Source organism: Beggiatoa leptomitoformis (genome assembly GCF_001305575.3).
Lineage (GTDB): Bacteria > Pseudomonadota > Gammaproteobacteria > Beggiatoales > Beggiatoaceae > Beggiatoa > Beggiatoa leptomitoformis.
In genome coordinates, this window is sequence record NZ_CP012373.2 from 1,687,305 (window position 1) to 1,704,145 (window position 16,841).

10 protein-coding genes are annotated in these 16,841 nt (G+C 40.4%); 6 read left to right on the forward strand and 4 right to left on the reverse strand.

Annotation, left to right across the window (positions count from 1 at the left end; all coding sequences use genetic code 11):
* Window positions 1-23: 23 nt before the first annotated feature.
* Together mraY and AL038_RS07050 are read right to left on the reverse strand one after the other, a co-directional pair.
* Window positions 24-1,109, reverse strand: a complete 1,086-nt coding sequence (gene mraY, locus AL038_RS07045; RefSeq protein ID WP_062150965.1) for a phospho-N-acetylmuramoyl-pentapeptide-transferase — start codon at window positions 1,107-1,109, stop codon at window positions 24-26.
* A 6-nt stretch (window positions 1,110-1,115) separates the two neighbouring features.
* Window positions 1,116-2,531 carry a UDP-N-acetylmuramoyl-tripeptide--D-alanyl-D-alanine ligase gene (locus AL038_RS07050; RefSeq protein ID WP_201800138.1) on the reverse strand — a complete coding sequence of 472 codons (1,416 nt, stop codon included), beginning with the start codon at window positions 2,529-2,531 and terminating at the stop codon, window positions 1,116-1,118.
* Window positions 2,532-2,842: 311 nt separating this feature from the next.
* Here AL038_RS07050 and rsmB point away from each other — a divergent pair, with 311 nt between their 5' ends.
* From rsmB to AL038_RS07080, 6 genes are all read left to right on the forward strand, one after another.
* Window positions 2,843-4,177 (forward strand): 16S rRNA (cytosine(967)-C(5))-methyltransferase RsmB, encoded by a 1,335-nt coding sequence (gene rsmB, locus AL038_RS07055; protein WP_062150970.1) that lies wholly within the window; start codon window positions 2,843-2,845, stop codon window positions 4,175-4,177.
* Window positions 4,134-4,769 (forward strand): DUF4390 domain-containing protein, encoded by a 636-nt coding sequence (locus AL038_RS07060; RefSeq protein WP_161575445.1) that lies wholly within the window; start codon window positions 4,134-4,136, stop codon window positions 4,767-4,769. The genes rsmB and AL038_RS07060 overlap by 44 nt, the downstream gene beginning before the upstream one ends.
* Entirely contained in the window at window positions 4,751-6,958 is a 2,208-nt protein-coding gene (locus tag AL038_RS07065) for a sensor histidine kinase (RefSeq protein ID WP_062150976.1), read from the forward strand. The genes AL038_RS07060 and AL038_RS07065 overlap by 19 nt, the downstream gene beginning before the upstream one ends.
* Window positions 6,955-8,328 carry a sigma-54-dependent transcriptional regulator gene (locus AL038_RS07070; protein WP_062150979.1) on the forward strand — a complete coding sequence of 458 codons (1,374 nt, stop codon included), beginning with the start codon at window positions 6,955-6,957 and terminating at the stop codon, window positions 8,326-8,328. Before AL038_RS07065 ends, AL038_RS07070 begins: the two co-directional genes overlap by 4 nt.
* 77 nt (window positions 8,329-8,405) lie before the next feature.
* Window positions 8,406-9,779, forward strand: a complete 1,374-nt coding sequence (gene trkA, locus AL038_RS07075; RefSeq protein ID WP_062150982.1) for a Trk system potassium transporter TrkA — start codon at window positions 8,406-8,408, stop codon at window positions 9,777-9,779.
* A gap of 160 nt (window positions 9,780-9,939) precedes the next feature.
* Entirely contained in the window at window positions 9,940-12,951 is a 3,012-nt protein-coding gene (locus tag AL038_RS07080) for a type ISP restriction/modification enzyme (RefSeq protein WP_062150985.1), read from the forward strand.
* Here AL038_RS07080 and AL038_RS07085 read toward each other — a convergent pair.
* The gene (locus AL038_RS07085) at window positions 12,948-13,511 is read right to left on the reverse strand and encodes a type III toxin-antitoxin system ToxN/AbiQ family toxin (protein WP_145917070.1); all 564 of its coding nucleotides are present in this window, start codon (window positions 13,509-13,511) and stop codon (window positions 12,948-12,950) included. The two genes, AL038_RS07080 and AL038_RS07085, sit on opposite strands and share 4 nt — an antisense overlap.
* A 247-nt stretch (window positions 13,512-13,758) precedes the next feature.
* Window positions 13,759-16,413, reverse strand: a complete 2,655-nt coding sequence (locus tag AL038_RS07090) for a methyl-accepting chemotaxis protein (protein ID WP_062150990.1) — start codon at window positions 16,411-16,413, stop codon at window positions 13,759-13,761.
* Window positions 16,414-16,841 lie beyond the last annotated feature (428 nt).

Here is a 16,841-nt window from a genome sequence, read left to right on the forward strand (position 1 = left end):
AAATCACTTCTCTACTAAAACAGTTAGCGAATTTTTAGGCTAGCTAAACCGATTAACACAAGGACAACGGTAATAATCCAAAAGCGGACAATAACCCGTGGTTCAGGCCAACCTTTTAATTCAAAATGATGATGCAAAGGAGCCATGCGGAAAATACGCCGTCCTGTTAATTTATAGGAAGCAACTTGCAAAATAACGGAGATAGTTTCCATTACAAACACGCCACCCATGACAAATAACACCAATTCTTGACGGACAACAACCGCAATGACACCTAATGCAGCACCCAACGCTAATGCACCAACATCCCCCATAAAAACCTGTGCGGGATAAGTATTAAACCATAAAAATCCAAGCCCTGCGCCAACCATTGCCCCACAAAAAACCACGACTTCGCCAACCCCTGCAATGTATGGAATCCCCAAATAGCTGGCAAATTTAAAATGTCCTGTGACGTATGCGAAAATACCTAATGCACCAACAACTAACACCGTTGGCATAATAGCTAATCCATCCAAACCATCCGTTAGATTAACCGCATTGCTTGTCCCCACAATAACCAAATAGGCTAGAAAAATAAACATCAGCGGGGATAAAGGGATAACGATATTTTTAACAAAAGGTAAAAGCAATTGTGTTTCTGCGGGTGAGTGTGCGGTTAGAAAAATAACGATTGCTGCGCAAAAACCGACGATAGATTGCATCATATATTTTTCTTTTGCACTCAATCCTTTTGAGTTTTTTTGTATCACTTTCCGATAATCATCAATCCAACCAATACAACCAAACAGTAAAGTGACTATTAAAACTATCCAAGTAAAACGATTGGTTAAATCCGCCCACAACAGCGTACTAGATGAGATAGCCACTAAAATTAACACGCCTCCCATCGTCGGTGTACCCGACTTGCTAAAATGGGATTTAGGTCCATCATTTCGAACACTTTGCCCAATTTGATAACGGGTTAAATGTTGAATCATATTTGGCCCTACCAATAACGCAACTAACAATGCAGTTAATGCGCTGAGAATGGCACGTAAGGTAAGATACTGAAACACATTAAACGGGCTATAATAGTGGGCGAGTATCTCGCTAATCCATAGCAACATAGTTTGTTATTCTCCTTGTGTGAGTGCTTGGACAACTTTTTCCATTTGCATACTGCGTGACCCTTTAATTAATAAGGTTGTATTTTCGCTTAATTCAGTTAATAACGCGCTAATCATTGCTGCTTGATTTGTCCAATGGCTAGCACCCTGCCCAAAGGCAGTAACGGCAAAACGACTCATATCGCCAACAGCCCACAAACGTGCTATTCCTAATTGACGTGCAGATTCCCCCAGTTGTTGGTGAAACATTGCACTTTGTTCGCCTAACTCTTTCATATCCCCCATCACTAACCAACGCGGGCTATTATAGCGACTCAAAACCGCTAAAGCCGCCTGAAATGACTGTGGATTGGCATTATAGGTGTCATCAATAACGGTACAGTGTTTTACCCCTTGATAACACTGTAATCGCCCCTTTACCGCAGAAAAGCTGTTTAGACCTTGCTGAATATGGCTTAGCGTGCAACCGCTCGCCAACGCACAAGCACTGGCAGCAAGGGCATTCATTACATTATGTTGTCCTGCAAGGGGGAGAAAAATAGAAATTTCACCGAGTGGCGTAACAAGGATAAATTGGGTATGGTCAACCGCTAGATTTATATCATAAGCGGTAATGGTCGCGAGTTTATGTAAACCGAAAGTAATTATTTTACGCTGACCCGCAAGTTCTTGCCATAAACCACTGTAAAAATCATCTTGGTTAATGACAGCAATGCCGCTCATGGGCAGGTGTTCAAAAATCTCCCCTTTTGTTCGTGCAACCCCTTCCACGCTTTTAAATCCATCTAAATGAGATGGCGCGCAAAGTGTAACAACCGCAATGCTTGGTTGCGCAATCTGGCTTAAATAAGCAATATCCCCGCGTTTACTCGCCCCCATTTCTAACACGGCAAAATCATGATTTGCTTCTAGCTGAAATAAGGTTAGGGGTAAACCAATTTCGTTATTTAAATTCCCCTGTGTTGCCAAGACTTGTCCCGCTTGCGCTAAAATCTGGCGTGTCATTTCCTTAACCGTGGTTTTACCATTACTCCCTGTGACAGCAACAACAGGCGGGTTAAAACGTTCTCGCCAATAATGCGCCAGTTGTCCCACTGCCTGCCATGTGTTAGCAACACAAACCATTGGTAAATCAATCTTTACATTATCCTGCTCTACCAACGCAGCACAAGCCCCCTGCGCCTGAACTTGGGGTAAAAATTCATGTCCATCAAACTGTTGCCCTTTTAAGGCCACATACAAACCCCCTGCTAATGGCTTGCGCGTGTCGGTATAACATCCCGTAAAAGGAATATCTGACCCAATAAGCCGTCCTTGTAGAACGCGGGCAATTTCTCCTAATGACAACTGAATCATGGCAGTAACCAGTAAATAGTAAGTTAAGAAATGGATGGCAATTTTTATCGCGTGCCATGATAACAATAGACCCCTTGTAAAAATAGTATGGATACCATTGTTTTTAGCGATGTTGCCTATTTTTAAAGACTGTCAGCATCCATTTTTTTAGACACACAGCATTTTCAAGATTTAACGGTAATTAAAGAATGCTGTTTAAAAATAGCACGGGTTCTACGGCTTTTAATGCGGTTATCCGTTATTCACCATTCCCAACATACTGTTGCAAGAAATCCATTAGCATTGTCTCGAGTGAATGAATTCGCACCTACTTCAATAATTACTATAAAATAACAACCCTTTTTCGTATTGCTGTACTCACTATATTGCCTTTCATCATGTACAAACCCAAACCGTTACAAGCCCGTCAAATAGCCTTGACTGTTTTATTAGCCGTTATTCAACAACGTCACTCTTTATCCGATTGTTTAGATAAACAATTACCACAACTGTCTGATGGACGCGAGCGCGGACTTGCACAGGCAATTGCTTATGGTGTCATGCGCTATTTACCACGCTTACAATTTATTTTGCAGACTTTATTAAGCAAAGGATTAAAAGAAAAAGATATTGATATACAAATTATTTTATTAATTGGGTTATACCAATTACTGTTTATGCGTGTTCCTGCACATGCCGCGACAACCGCAACCGTAGAATTAACCCGTTTTGTAAACAAAACATGGGCAACAGGATTAGCAAATGCGATATTACGCGAATGTGTACGCAAACAAACTGCTTTATTAACAGCGATAGAACAAGACCCCATTAGCCATTTTGCACATCCAGCATGGTGGTTAGCCCAATTTCAACAAGATTGGGCAGATGATTGGCAAACCATTGCCAATGCAAATAATCTCCATCCCCCCTTGACCTTACGGGTTAATCAACGACAAACAAGCCGTGAAAACTACCTTACATTGCTACAAGAACAAGGGATTAACGCGACGATTGTACCCTTTACCAACACCGGTATTTTTTTAGAACAAGCGATGGATGTACAGCAATTGCCTTATTTCCAGAGTGGCTGGGTTTCTGTACAAGATGGGGCTGCACAGTTAGCCGCTCCATTATTAGAAGTACAAGCGGGAATGCGCGTATTAGATGCGTGTGCCGCACCGGGTGGAAAAACTGCACATTTATTAGAAAGTTCAAACCCGAGTGAATTGGTTGCTATAGACAATCAAGCCGCGCGGGTAGAAACCATGCGACAAGGATTACAACGCTTAAATTTAACGGCAACATTAATCTGTGCAGATGCCAGTGAACCCGCTTCATGGTGGGATGGACAACTGTTTGACCGTATTTTATTAGATGTCCCCTGTTCTGCGAGTGGTGTTATTCGCCGTCATCCAGATATTAAACATTTACGCCAAGCAAGTGATATTGTATCTCTACTTGAACAGCAAGCCCGTTTATTGGAGACCATCTGGTCTTTGTTAAAACCAAATGGGAAATTATTGTATGCAACTTGTTCAGTTTTTTCTCAGGAAAATCATTTACAATTGCAATCATTTTTGCAATCTCACCCAGATGCGCGGGCTGTTCCGCTGATGGTTGAATGGGGACATGCCTCGCCTGTGGGTCGACAGATTTTATCGGGCGAATTTAATTTTGATGGTTTTTATTATGCCTGCCTTGTTAAACAAAATGTTTCACCTGTTTCTGCGTGATAGGGATTTCCCGTCTCACCACAGACCGCATCATATTGCTTATTTGCGACATGTTTTACGACTTAGCAGTTTACTATGCTTACTATTTAGCCCACACGTATATGCTGAATTTGCTATTAAACATGCGGATACACAATTAAATAATGATGTCTATCAGCTAAATGCACAATTAAGCTACGCACTGACACCTGAAGTGATAGAAGCCCTCAATAATGGGGTAGTGATTACCCTAGAATTAGCCATCGATGTACAGCGGGTGCGGTCATTCTGGTGGGATAACACGGTTGCCAGTTTACGCCAGCGTTATCAACTGCGTTATTACCCCTTAAGTCAACAATATGTCGTGTTATATTTAAATACAGGCATTCAAGAAACGTTTCTAACCCTAACAGCCGCCTTAAATGCACTGGGCAATTTAAAAGAATTTCCCTTATTAGATAAAACGTTAGTGCAAAGTAGTAACCATTATCAAGTGTATCTACAATTGCGCTTAGATATAGAAGCCTTACCCGCGCCTTTGCGTCCAATCGCTTATTTTTCTTCTGGTTGGCGACTTGATAGTGAGTGGTTTATATGCGATTTAACGCCGTAGCCGTCAAAAAATGGTTAAACATTGGAACAGCCACTGTTTTAACACTGGCCTTGTTGTTTTCGATGTTAATGACTTCTGATGCTTTACAAAGCTCCACCCGCTTTGACCGCCTCTACACATTATTATTAGTCGGCAATATTATTGCTGTCGTCGCATTATTAGCCTTAACCGTGTTAAATGTTGGACAACTAGCCCGTCAAGTGCGTAAACAACGGACGGGCGCACGGCTAACTGTACGGTTATTTATCCTACTGGTTATTTTATCCGTTACACCCGTTTGTATTGTTTATTACTTCGCGCTGCAATTTATTAATCAACGGCTTGACAGTTGGTTTGATGTCAATATTGAACAAGCCCTCTCAAATTCCTTAAGTTTAAGCCAAGCCTCGCTAGATTCCCGTCGTCGCGAAGCCTTGCGCCAAACAGAAGCGATTGCAGAAGCCCTAAGCCTGTCTGATGACCAGCAAACTATTCCCCTAGAACTAGATGAATTGCGCGTGCGTAGTGGGGCTTCAGAAATTATTTTATTAACGACCAGCGGTCGCCTAATTGCCTCTAACATTGCCGAAACAGGGCAACTACTGCCAACCCAATTAAACGATAGTCTATTACTTTACCTAAAACAATCACAAAGTTACATCGGGCTTGACCAAACATCATCACAAGGTTGGACCATTCGCGTGATTGTCAGAATCATGCAAGGCAATGAAGTTCGCTTACTCCAAGCCTTATTCCCTGTTGCCCAAAATATTAAAGACTTAGCCAGCACTGTCCAAGCCACCTATGCAGATTATCAAGAACGGGCCTATTTACACGACCCATTAAAAATTAGTTTTACGCTGGTTCTATCACTCCTACTACTCATCACCATTTTCGGCTCGATTTGGGTAGCCTACTTTCTCGCTCGGCGGTTCGTCGCGCCCTTAAGTGACCTCGCTGAAGGAACTCGCGCGGTTGCACGCGGAAATTATGATAAACAACTCCCTGTTAATCAACTCAATGAACTTGGTTTCTTAGTACAATCATTTAATGAAATGACACGCCGCATTGCGTTAGCACAAGAAGCCGTTAAACGCAGCCAAGAAACAACCGACGCACAACGGATTTACTTAGAAACCGTTTTAGGGCGTTTATCTTCAGGGGTTATTTCTCTGGATAATCAACTGCATCTACGCACAACCAATGCCGCTGCCGAACATATTTTAGGCGTGCCATTAAGTGAACTATTAGGACAATCTTTATGGACATTACAAGAAGCAAATCCCCCCCTACAATCTTTATACGTAGTGATTCAAAAATACTTATACGACAAAGAAATAGCTGATTGGCGCGAAGAAATTACCCTATTTGGCACAGGGGGACGCAAAATATTAATGTGTCGTGGCACACGCCTAAAACCAACTAACGAAGATATGCCCTTAGATGGGGGTTACGTCTTACTCTTTGATGACATCACCACGCTATTACAAGCCCAGCGTGAAGCCGCATGGAGCGAGGTTGCACGACGGCTTGCACATGAAATTAAAAACCCATTAACCCCTATCCAATTATCCGCAGAACGGTTACGCCAAAAATATCTGCGTGACGAGAAACCCGATAAACAATTAGAAACCCTAGACCGCATGACACATACCATTATTCAACAAGTTGAAGCAATGAAAGAAATGGTCAATGCGTTTTCTGAATACGCCCGCACACCACAAATGAAATGGCAAAGAGTCAACCTTAACAATCTTATTCAAGAAGTATTAGACCTTTACCAAAGTGAAAAAATTCATCTCACCTTTTTATTAGACGAAGACCTACCCATTATTGAAGCAGATAGAGGACGATTACGGCAGGTATTACACAATCTCATAAAAAATGCCATTGAAGCCAGTCCTACAGATGCACAGGTCTTAATTAATACACATTATTTATCAGAACCACAGTTGAATTGTGTAGAATTGCGCATTCAAGATGAAGGGCCCGGCGTGCCTGCACAAATGCTTGACCAAATTTTTGAACCTTATGTCAGCACTAAACCCAAAGGAACAGGTTTAGGCTTAGCCATCGTAAAAAAAATTATTGATGAACACAATGGCATGGTTTGGATTGAAAATGCACAAGGGGCTTGCGTCATCATACGCCTACCTTTAGTCAATATCAGTCGTTCTGAAACATCCGTTTATCACCTAGAATCCCTATGAATACTACAGCGCATATCTTAGTTGTTGATGATGAACCAGACATTCGTAACCTGATGAAAGAAATCCTTGAGGATGAAGGCTTTCGCGTCAGTGTTGCTGAAAATGCTGATACGGCTCGCCGACTCCGTCGCGAAGCCCATCCCGATTTAATCTTACTCGATATTTGGATGCCAGACACTGATGGCGTGACGCTCTTAAAAGAATGGCACGATAGCGGATTAATGGACAGTGCCCCCGTTATCATGATGTCTGGACACGGCTCTGTTGAAACCGCTGTCGAAGCAACACGTTTAGGGGCTTATGACTACATAGAAAAACCCGTTTCCATCTCTAAACTACTCATTACGATGAAACGCGCGTTAGAAATGGCCATTCTACGGCGTGAGAATTACGGCTTACGCAAACACGCCCTAACAGTAACTGAACCTGTTGGAAACAGTGATGTCATGGGCGCATTGCGCGAACAAGTAAAACGGATTAATCAACACGATACCGCCGTCCTAATCACCGGCGAGCCGGGATGTGGACGCACCTTATTTGCCCGTTACATTCATCAAAATAGCCGCCGTCAACCCGCCCCCTTCGTTAATGTGCGGGTTGCGGGCATGAACCCTGAAAGTCAAGCCCTAGAATTATTTGGAAATCAAAACAGTAGCACCCCATCGCGCCTAGAACAGGCAAATGGTGGCACATTATTTATTAAAGACATCGTCGATTTAGATGTCGCCATACAAGCGCGCTTACTCAACAGCTTAGAAAGTCAATTTTTCTTCCGTAATGGCGGGGCTGAACCCGTCCCTATTGATGTACGTGTGATTGCGGCAACAGATTACGACCTAGACGAAGTTGTTCACAATGGACATCTGCGAGAAGATTTATATTACTACCTAAACATCGTCCCGCTACACGTTCCCCCCCTCCGCGACCATTACGAAGATGTCCCACAACTACTTGAATTTTACACAAATTTATTTGTGAATCAAGAAAATCTACCCTACCGTCGTTTCACCGTTGCCGCCCAAAACCGTTTACGCCACTACAACTGGCCGGGGAATATTCGTGAATTAAAAAACTTAGTGCAACGCCTACTGATTTTAGGTAATGGCCTCAGTATAGAACTCACTGAAGTAGAACCCATACTCAGCAGTCATCAACGCCAAAGTAACACTGCAAATACAAGTAACCATACGATGTATGATTTACCCCTGCGTGAAGCCCGCGAACAATTTGAACGTGCCTATTTAGAGCATCAACTGCAAGAAGTTGGCGGTAATGTCAGTAAAGTTGCAAGCCGTGTAGGGTTAGAAAGAACCCATTTATATCGTAAACTCAGAGCGTTAGATATAGACCCTAAACAAAATAAAAAATAAAACAGATGCTATTCATCCTGTTTGTCCTTACTAATCTAAAACATGGCTACTCTTTGTTTTCTAACTGAATTAATATTATGAAAATCATCATTCTCGGTGCAGGACAAGTCGGTACATCACTTGCCAATAATTTATCCGTAGAAGCCAATGACATTACGGTTGTCGACCAAAACGCCAGCCTATTACAAAATTTACAAGACCATTTAGACTTGCGCACTATTCACGGACATGCTGCCCATCCTAGCGTATTACTCAAAGCAGGTGCGGAAGATGCCGATATGCTAATCGCCGTGACCAACAGCGATGAAACCAACATGATAGCCTGTCAAATCGCACATACGCTTTTTCACACCCCCACGAAAATTGCCCGAGTTCGAGAAGCCGACTATATAAAACACAAAGATTTATTCGCACCGGGTGCGTTAGCTGTTGATGTTCGTATCAGTCCAGAACAACTAGTAACACACTATATTCAAAGGCTTATAGACTATCCTGATGCACTACAAGTTTTAGACTTTTCTGCGGGTAAAGTGCAACTTGTTGCTGTAAAAGCCTTTTATGGCGGCCCTTTGGTTGGGCAAGCCATCCGCACGCTAGAAGATTACATGCCCGATGTAGAAACCCGCATTGCTGCCATTTTTCGACGCGGACGGGCAATTTTGCCTGAAGGTGATACGGTTATCGAAGCAGATGACGAAGTATTTTTTCTTGCCGCGACCAAACATATACGCAGTGTGATGGGCTGTTTGCGAGAACTCGATCGCCCCAGTAAACGCATTATGATTGCAGGCGGTGGAAATATTGGAACACGCCTTGCGTCCGCCCTAGAAAACCGTTATCAAGTAAAACTGATTGAACGCAATGCCGCGCGTACAGAAGAGATTTCTGAGATTTTGAATAACACCATCGTGTTACATGGAGAAGCGGCAGACGAAGATTTATTGCGCCAAGAAAATATCAACGAAACAGATATATTCTGCGCTGTCACTAATGACGACCAAATTAACATCCTGTCCGCCATGCTCGCAAAAAGTATGGGCGCGCGTAAAGTAATGGCATTGATAAATCGTGCGGCTTATGTTGACCTTGTACAAAGTAGTACGATAGACATAGCGATTTCTCCACAACAAGCCACGATTGGAACACTACTCGCCCATGTGCGTCGTGGGGATGTCGTAGTGGTTCACTCTTTGCGACGTGGTGCGGCTGAAGCAATAGAAGCGATTGCACATGGTGATGCAAAAGCCTCTAAAGTGGTGGGAAAACGAATAGACCAAATCAAACTCCCACCCGGTACAACCATTGGCGCAATTGTGCGTGATGAACAAGTTATTATGGCGCATCATGATACGGTTATTGAGGCAGAAGACCACGTGATTTTATTCCTGATGGATAAAAAACGGATTGATGCAGTAGAACGGTTGTTTCAGGTAGGAATTACATTTTTATAACCGTTTTTTATTTTTAAGTTCAACTTGGCAATACCGACAAAGCTGTTCTGTTTCGTTTTAAACCTGATTTGATACAATAAGTTGTTCTCCTCCTTCCCAAAAGGGAGGAGAAATCTGCCCCTTCTCACACTAAACCCCTAAAAACACAGACGACTCTTTTATGACTACTTCCATCCAATCCTATTATCGCGAATTAGATGATTTACGCCGCATTGGTGGGGGTGTGAATGAAGGTAATTTACGCCGTGCTTTTGAAAATTTATTAAAAGAAATTGCTGAAGAACATCAATTAATTGTGTTAGCCGAATACCCAATTAAAAAAACAACAGGCAATTTGCGTGTTGATGGCGCGGTGATTGACCGCTTACGTTTGGTGCATGGCTGGTGGGAAGCGAAAGATGAAAAAGATGATTTAGATACCGAAATCAGCCTTAAATTAGCGAAAGGCTATCCATCAGATAATATTATTTTTGAAGACACGCGCACCGCTGTTTTATATCAACATCATGAAGAAGCGTTTCGCACACCCATTGAAAATGCAAAACAGTTTGAAAAATTACTCACCCGATTTTTTGACTATGAATTGCCACAAGTACAGAATTTTCGGTTAGCACGCGATAAATTTCTAAGCGAATTGCCTGATGTTTCAAAAGCTTTAATTCAATTATTAGAAAAAGCCCACACAGATAATTTAAAGTTTCATCAACAAGCACAACAATTTTTGGCCTTGTGTCAACGTTCTATTGGTCAAAATGTGACGCGGAATCATGTAGATGAAATGTTGATTCAACATATTTTAACTGACCAAGTTTTTCGTGCCGTCTTTCCCGATTCTAATTTTCATCGAGAAAATCACTTAGCCGTTGCCATTGGTGAATTAGAACGGTCTTTTTTTCTTGGTGAAACACGGATTAATTTGTTAAAGCGTTTAGAACCCTATTTTGCTGCGATTCGTCAGGCCGCCGCCAGCACGGTTACATCGCATGAAAAACAAACTTTTTTGAAACAAGTTTATGAAGATTTTTACACCGCTTACAACCCAAAAGATGCCGATAAATTAGGCATTGTTTATACACCACAAGAAGCCGTGCGTTTTATTATTTCTGGTTGCGATTGGTTAGCACAGGAGCATTTTAATAAATCACTGATTGATAAAGATTTAGATATTTTAGACCCTTGCACGGGAACGGGAACATTTATTGTTGATTTGTTGGATTTTTGGCGCGGACAAAATAAAGAATTAGTGCGTAAATTTATGCAGGAAGTTCATGCTAATGAAGTATCTATTTTGTCTTATTACATTGCTTGTTTGAATATCGAACAAACTTTTTATGAAATTACGCATGAATGGCAGGAATTTAAAGGTTTATGTCTTGTTAATACGTTAGACAATGTCGGTTTTGAACAAACCCACTCAGGCGCAATCAGTGATATATTCGGCAGTTTGACCGATGAAAACCATTTGCGCATTCAAGCCCAGAATAAACGTAAAATTCCCATTATTTTAGGCAATCCACCTTATAACGCTAATCAGCAAAATGAGAATGACAACAATAAAAATGATGTTGCCATTGCCATTGATAAGCGTATTAAAGACACTTACTTATCAGAAAGCACCGCGCAAAAAACTAAATTATATGACCCTTATGTGCGTTTCTTTCGTTGGGCTTCCGATAGATTGGGAGAAAAAGGCATTTTAGGATTTGTTACTAATCGGTCTTATTTGGATTCACGCAGTTTTGATGGTTTTCGCAAAACCATAGCCAAAGAATTTCAAGAAGTTTGGATTGTTGATTTAATGAGTGATGTACGGAAAAATCCTAAAATTTCTGGCACAAAACATAATATTTTTGGCATTCAAGCAGGCGTTGCGATTGTTTTCTTAGTGCGAAATCCTGCTTTAAATGGCTGTAAAATTCATCATTTAGCGTTAGATGATTTTTTGCCTGCAATAGAAAAACGTCGCTGGTTAAAAAGCCATTCTTTGCAAAAATTAGCCAAAACAGGACAATTTGATTTAATTCGTCCGAATCCACAAGGTTTATGGTTAAATCAACCTACCGAAGATTGGGCAGATTATTTGCCAATTGCCAGTAAAGAAGCCAAAGCGGGGAGAAGTCAGGAAGCAATTTTTAAATTGCATTCTTTGGGAGTTGTAACCAATCGTGATGAATGGGTTTATGACTTTTCAGAAAAAGAAGTAAATCAAAAAGTCAATTTTTTAATTGATAATTATGAGCAAAAACGACTTAATTCTGAGCTTATTGATACAGAAATAAAATGGACAAGAGCGGTCAAAAATGATTTGGCTAAAAATGTCGCTTATTCTTACGATGAGAAATGCGTAATTGACTCAGTTTATCGACCATTTATCATTAAGAAACTTTATTTTAACCAAAAACTTAATGAAATGCAGTATAAATTAAGAGATATATTTGGTGTATATCCCAATTCAAATTTTGAAAATGTGGTGATTTGCTTTTCCAATGTCACGACAAATAAACAATTTTTCATGATAGCAACCAACGTTATTCCTGATTTACACTTAACAGGAGATACAGTTGCTATTGCGTTATACACTTACGCCAAAGACAACACCCGCCAAGACAACATCACCGACTGGGCATTAACACAATTTCGTGAACATTACCAAACCACTGAAATAGAAAAAACTGATATATTTCACTATGTTTATGCGGTGTTGCACAATCCCGCGTATCGAGAAAAATTTGCCTTAAACTTAAAACAAGAATTCCCGCGCATTCCGTTTTATAACGACTTTTTTAAATGGAAAAATTGGGGAGCGCGCTTAATACAACTACACGTTAATTTTGAAACCATCACGCCTTATGCTTTCACACGCGTTGATTCCGAAACAAAAACCAACAAAGTCCGCTTAAAAGCGGATAAAACAAGTCATCTAATAGAAATCGACAGCGAAACCCAATTAAAAAACATTCCAGAAATAGCATGGCAATATCAACTAGGGAATCGTTCCGCATTAGAATGGGTATTAGACCAATACAAAGAAAAAACCCCAAAAGACCCAACAATTCGGGAAAAATTCAACAACTACCATTTCGCCGATTACAAAGAAACGGTTATTGATTTATTAGGAAAAGTCTGCACAGTGAGCGTGGAAACGATGGGGATTGTGGGAGAGATGCTTTAGTTTTTTGAAAACTCCAGACATTTTTGTTCTAATAGACTAAAGTTACAGCAAATTTTTGCATAGTGTGAATCTTGTTTAACGACTACTTTTTCATAAATATTCTGCGAATTTTTAATTATTTTTGCTTCTTTCTTCTTTATAAGGAGATACTCTTTATTAAGCAAACTTCTATAAGGCTCAGATTCATTATTAATATCTAATTCAGTTATTTCAGATGGTGGAACAGGAATCATATTATTAATATTTAATACGGCTATTAAAATGTTACCATCTTCCAAGCGAACAAAGTCCAGCCGATCCTTCCACGAATGATGCTTATTCTTAGGAGAACTTAAAGGGACATAATATTTAAAATTATTTATCTCAAAAACCACGCCAATATAAGGTCTTGTATTATTATTTTTCTCATTATTCAGAATTTTTCCATCGAATTTTTTTAAATACTCTACATAAAGCGTTTCAACTTGATATAAGCGCATCATAAAGCTAACCCCACAAAAACAAAAAAGCGGCTTTATTATAAAAGCCGCTTTTAAAAAACTTCTAAAGCTCCAACTCAAGGTATGGAATCACCTACTTTTAAAGCTCCAACTCAAGGTATGGAATCACCTACTTTTAAAGCTCCAACTCAAGGTATGGAATCACCTACTTTTAACTGATAACGCTATCTGTTTCTCTTTTGATAGAGATTTAATACCGCCATCTACGGTCTAATTATGGTTCAAAGGTGCTATACCGTCAAGGTGTTTTGTGTTTCAATAGTGCAAAAAATAAAAGCTTAACATGGTGTTACACGAAAGCAAAGCCCTACAACTTTGGGTTGAAACCACTAGCACCGCTGTTTGTTTTAAAAAAAGCAATCGCGGTTTTTAGTTCTACGGCTTGCTCTCGCATCGCTGTACTTGCGGCTGCTGCTTCCTCTACTAATGAAGCATTTTGTTGAGTCATTTCATCCATTTGGCTAATGGCTTTATTAACTTGTTGAATGCCCGCTGCTTGTTCAATACTGGCGGTGGTGATTTCTGCGACAATGTTGCTCACGTTTTGTACGGCAACTAGAATGCTTTCTAGCGTTTTTCCTGATTCATTAACCCGTGTTGAGCCTTCTTCTACCTGTTCTACACTGTTTTGTATTAGATTTTTAATTTCTTTAGCCGCAATAGCACTGCGTTGTGCTAAGTTGCGTACTTCATTAGCAACAACAGCAAATCCTCGTCCTTGTTCGCCCGCTCTGGCAGCTTCAACCGCCGCATTTAACGCGAGTAAATTGGTTTGAAATGCAATTTCATCAATAACGCTGATAATGTCAGCAATTCGTTTACTGCTTTGATTTATCATGGTCATGGTTGCTATAGCTGAATTGATAACCGCACCCCCTTGTTGCGCCCGATTTTGCGCATCTAATGCCAATTGTTTGGCTCGGCGGGCATTTTCTGCATTTTGTTGAATGGTGCTGGTAATTTCTTCAATACTGGCTGCTGTTTGTTCTAGTGCGGCGGCTTGTTCTTCTGTGCGTTGGCTTAGATTTATGTTGCCTTGTGAAATGTCATTGCTGGCAGCACTGACCGTTTCAACAGATTGTTGAATATTATGTATAACTTTAATTAGTTGATTTATAGTAGTATTAACATCTGTTTTAAGTATTTGTAAGTCGCCCGCATATTCGTTACGAATGGATTGGGTTAAATCCCCTTGAGAAACAGCGGAAAATACGCGCATTAGGTCGCTGGTCATTTGCTGGTTGTACTGTAGCGTTTGGTTTAGCGTTTCGCCTATATTACGGAAAAATCCCGTTTTATTTTCTAAGCTCATCCGTTGGTCAAAACGACCTGCTGATGCGGCAAACACAACACTTTTTAATTCTTCTTCCATCACGACTTCTAAGCTACGGTCACGCCATTCTAGTACCCAACCCAATTTTTCCCCTGCGACATTGATAACCATATTAATATTGAGGGATGCTGTTAGTTGTCCTATGTGTATATCTCGCGCATAACTGGCTGTCATCTCTGATAAAATTTGGCGTTGATAAGCAGGATTAGCATGATAACTGTCAATGAACTGTCCTAAAACAATGTTTGCTTGAAACGAGGGAATGTGTTGGCGAATAGAATATTCATGTTTGGTAAAAAATTGTTGCGCCGCTTTATTAATGTAGATAACACGATAGTTGTTATCCGCAATCAAAACGCCCGTTGATACATTGTTTAAGGCTTCATTGATACGTAATGCTTCATCAGCAATCTGTTTATCTTTTAAGATTTGTTGGTGTAGCTTGGCTTGCATTAGGCTAAAGGCTTGTAATAATTGCCCCGTTTCGTCTTGACTATCGGGTACGATATGGTTGTCTAATTGTCCTGTAGCGATAGCTTGGGAAATGGCAACGGCTTCATGTAGCGGTGTAGCGATTTTTTTCGCTAACCAGTACACCATTAGAATGGCGACAATCAGCGTGACAATGCCAATCAGTAGAATGTGAAACACGGCTTGTTCAAAAGATTTTTCTAGTTCAAACAAGGGAATATTGATGCTGACTATCCAACGAGTGTTTGTATTGCCAATATCGAATTCCGCTCCGTAACTCAACACCATTGTCTGCAAAATTTTGGAATATCGATTGAGTAAAAAAGGTTCATTTTTTAAAACTGCATTAATATATTCATCGCTTTGTGTTACTTCTCGAATCTTTTTCCCAAAGTTTTCAGCATTTTTACTGGCTACTAATAGTCCACGCGAAGAATAAACCGTTGTGTAAGCATCTTTAAATTCATTAACTGTAAGTTTTTCTGACATTTTTTGCAGATTTTCCACCGCAAAATGTATTCCAATAACCCCAATAAAAACTTGTTTTGCATTAAAAATAGGCACTGATAGGGATGTTATTAAAACTTGTTTTTTATCGGATTGGGTATAAAGATAAGGTTCTGTAATCGCTTCACGTTGGGTTTGTTTAGGAATTAAATAATAATCACCTAATCCAATTTCTGTATAGTTTTTAAGCGGTTCTGTGAATATGTCCCCGTCTGCATTGCGATGCCAATGCGGAATAAAACGCCCTGTTGCATCATGTCCTACAGCATTCATAAAGGCATCATCTTTGCCGTCAAACGCATTAGGTTCAAAAGCCGCATAAACACCCAGTAAACTAGGTTCTTTTTCTAGTAAATTTTTTAATAAAATATTGGTTTGCGCACGGGTTAACGATAGTTCACTGGATTGCATCATGAGTTCAACTATACGTGCAAGAGATCTAACGTTATCTAAGTCGTGTTCTAGCACTGCCTCAACCATGCCTGCATAATGATAAGCAGTTTCGCGTGCGATTGACGCAACACTGTCTTCTGAGAGTTTTTTTATCTGATAACCAATTACAAGAGAGAGCGTTATAATACAAACAATTACCAATAAAATAACGGAAAAAATTAACTTTGTACTAATGGAAAGATTTTTAAACCATTTCATAATAGAAGTACTCGCTAAGTTTATTTACACGATTTGGCGCGATTCAGCATATTGTATGAAGGAACTCGCACCGACATTATTTTAATAACTGATTAATTTTATTATAAATTCTTAACTAAAGCGTTGCTAATGCGGGTTCAGGCTGTCTTCGTGTTTCTTCTTTATTCACGCTTGTTTTTTTATGGTGTGAGTCCTCAATTTATTGACATGTTAAATAACCTGAGTTCGGGATAATTTAATTGGTTTATCTCGTTCCCACGCTCCAGCGTGGGAATGCAGATTGCGTCGCTCTAGCGGCGCGTTTGCTTAGGCTGGTTAAACATTGAGGCGGATTTAACTCAATGATTTTTATCTTAAATAAGTGATTAAAGTCCTCGCCGCTGGAGCGACGCGGTAGGCATTCCCACGCTGGAGCGTGGGAACGAGAA

Excerpts from the sequence above, each read along its gene's own strand:
- AL038_RS07070 (WP_062150979.1), top strand. The coding sequence starts at position 6,955 with ATGAATACTACAGCGCATATCTTAGTTGTTGATGATGAACCAGACATT.
- AL038_RS07090 (WP_062150990.1), bottom strand. The coding sequence starts at position 16,413 with ATGAAATGGTTTAAAAATCTTTCCATTAGTACAAAGTTAATTTTTTCC.
- AL038_RS07065 (WP_062150976.1), top strand. The coding sequence starts at position 4,751 with ATGCGATTTAACGCCGTAGCCGTCAAAAAATGGTTAAACATTGGAACA.
- AL038_RS07080 (WP_062150985.1), top strand. The coding sequence starts at position 9,940 with ATGACTACTTCCATCCAATCCTATTATCGCGAATTAGATGATTTACGC.
- trkA (WP_062150982.1), top strand. The coding sequence starts at position 8,406 with ATGAAAATCATCATTCTCGGTGCAGGACAAGTCGGTACATCACTTGCC.
- mraY (WP_062150965.1), bottom strand. The coding sequence starts at position 1,109 with ATGTTGCTATGGATTAGCGAGATACTCGCCCACTATTATAGCCCGTTT.
- AL038_RS07060 (WP_161575445.1), top strand. The coding sequence starts at position 4,134 with ATGCCTGCCTTGTTAAACAAAATGTTTCACCTGTTTCTGCGTGATAGG.
- rsmB (WP_062150970.1), top strand. The coding sequence starts at position 2,843 with ATGTACAAACCCAAACCGTTACAAGCCCGTCAAATAGCCTTGACTGTT.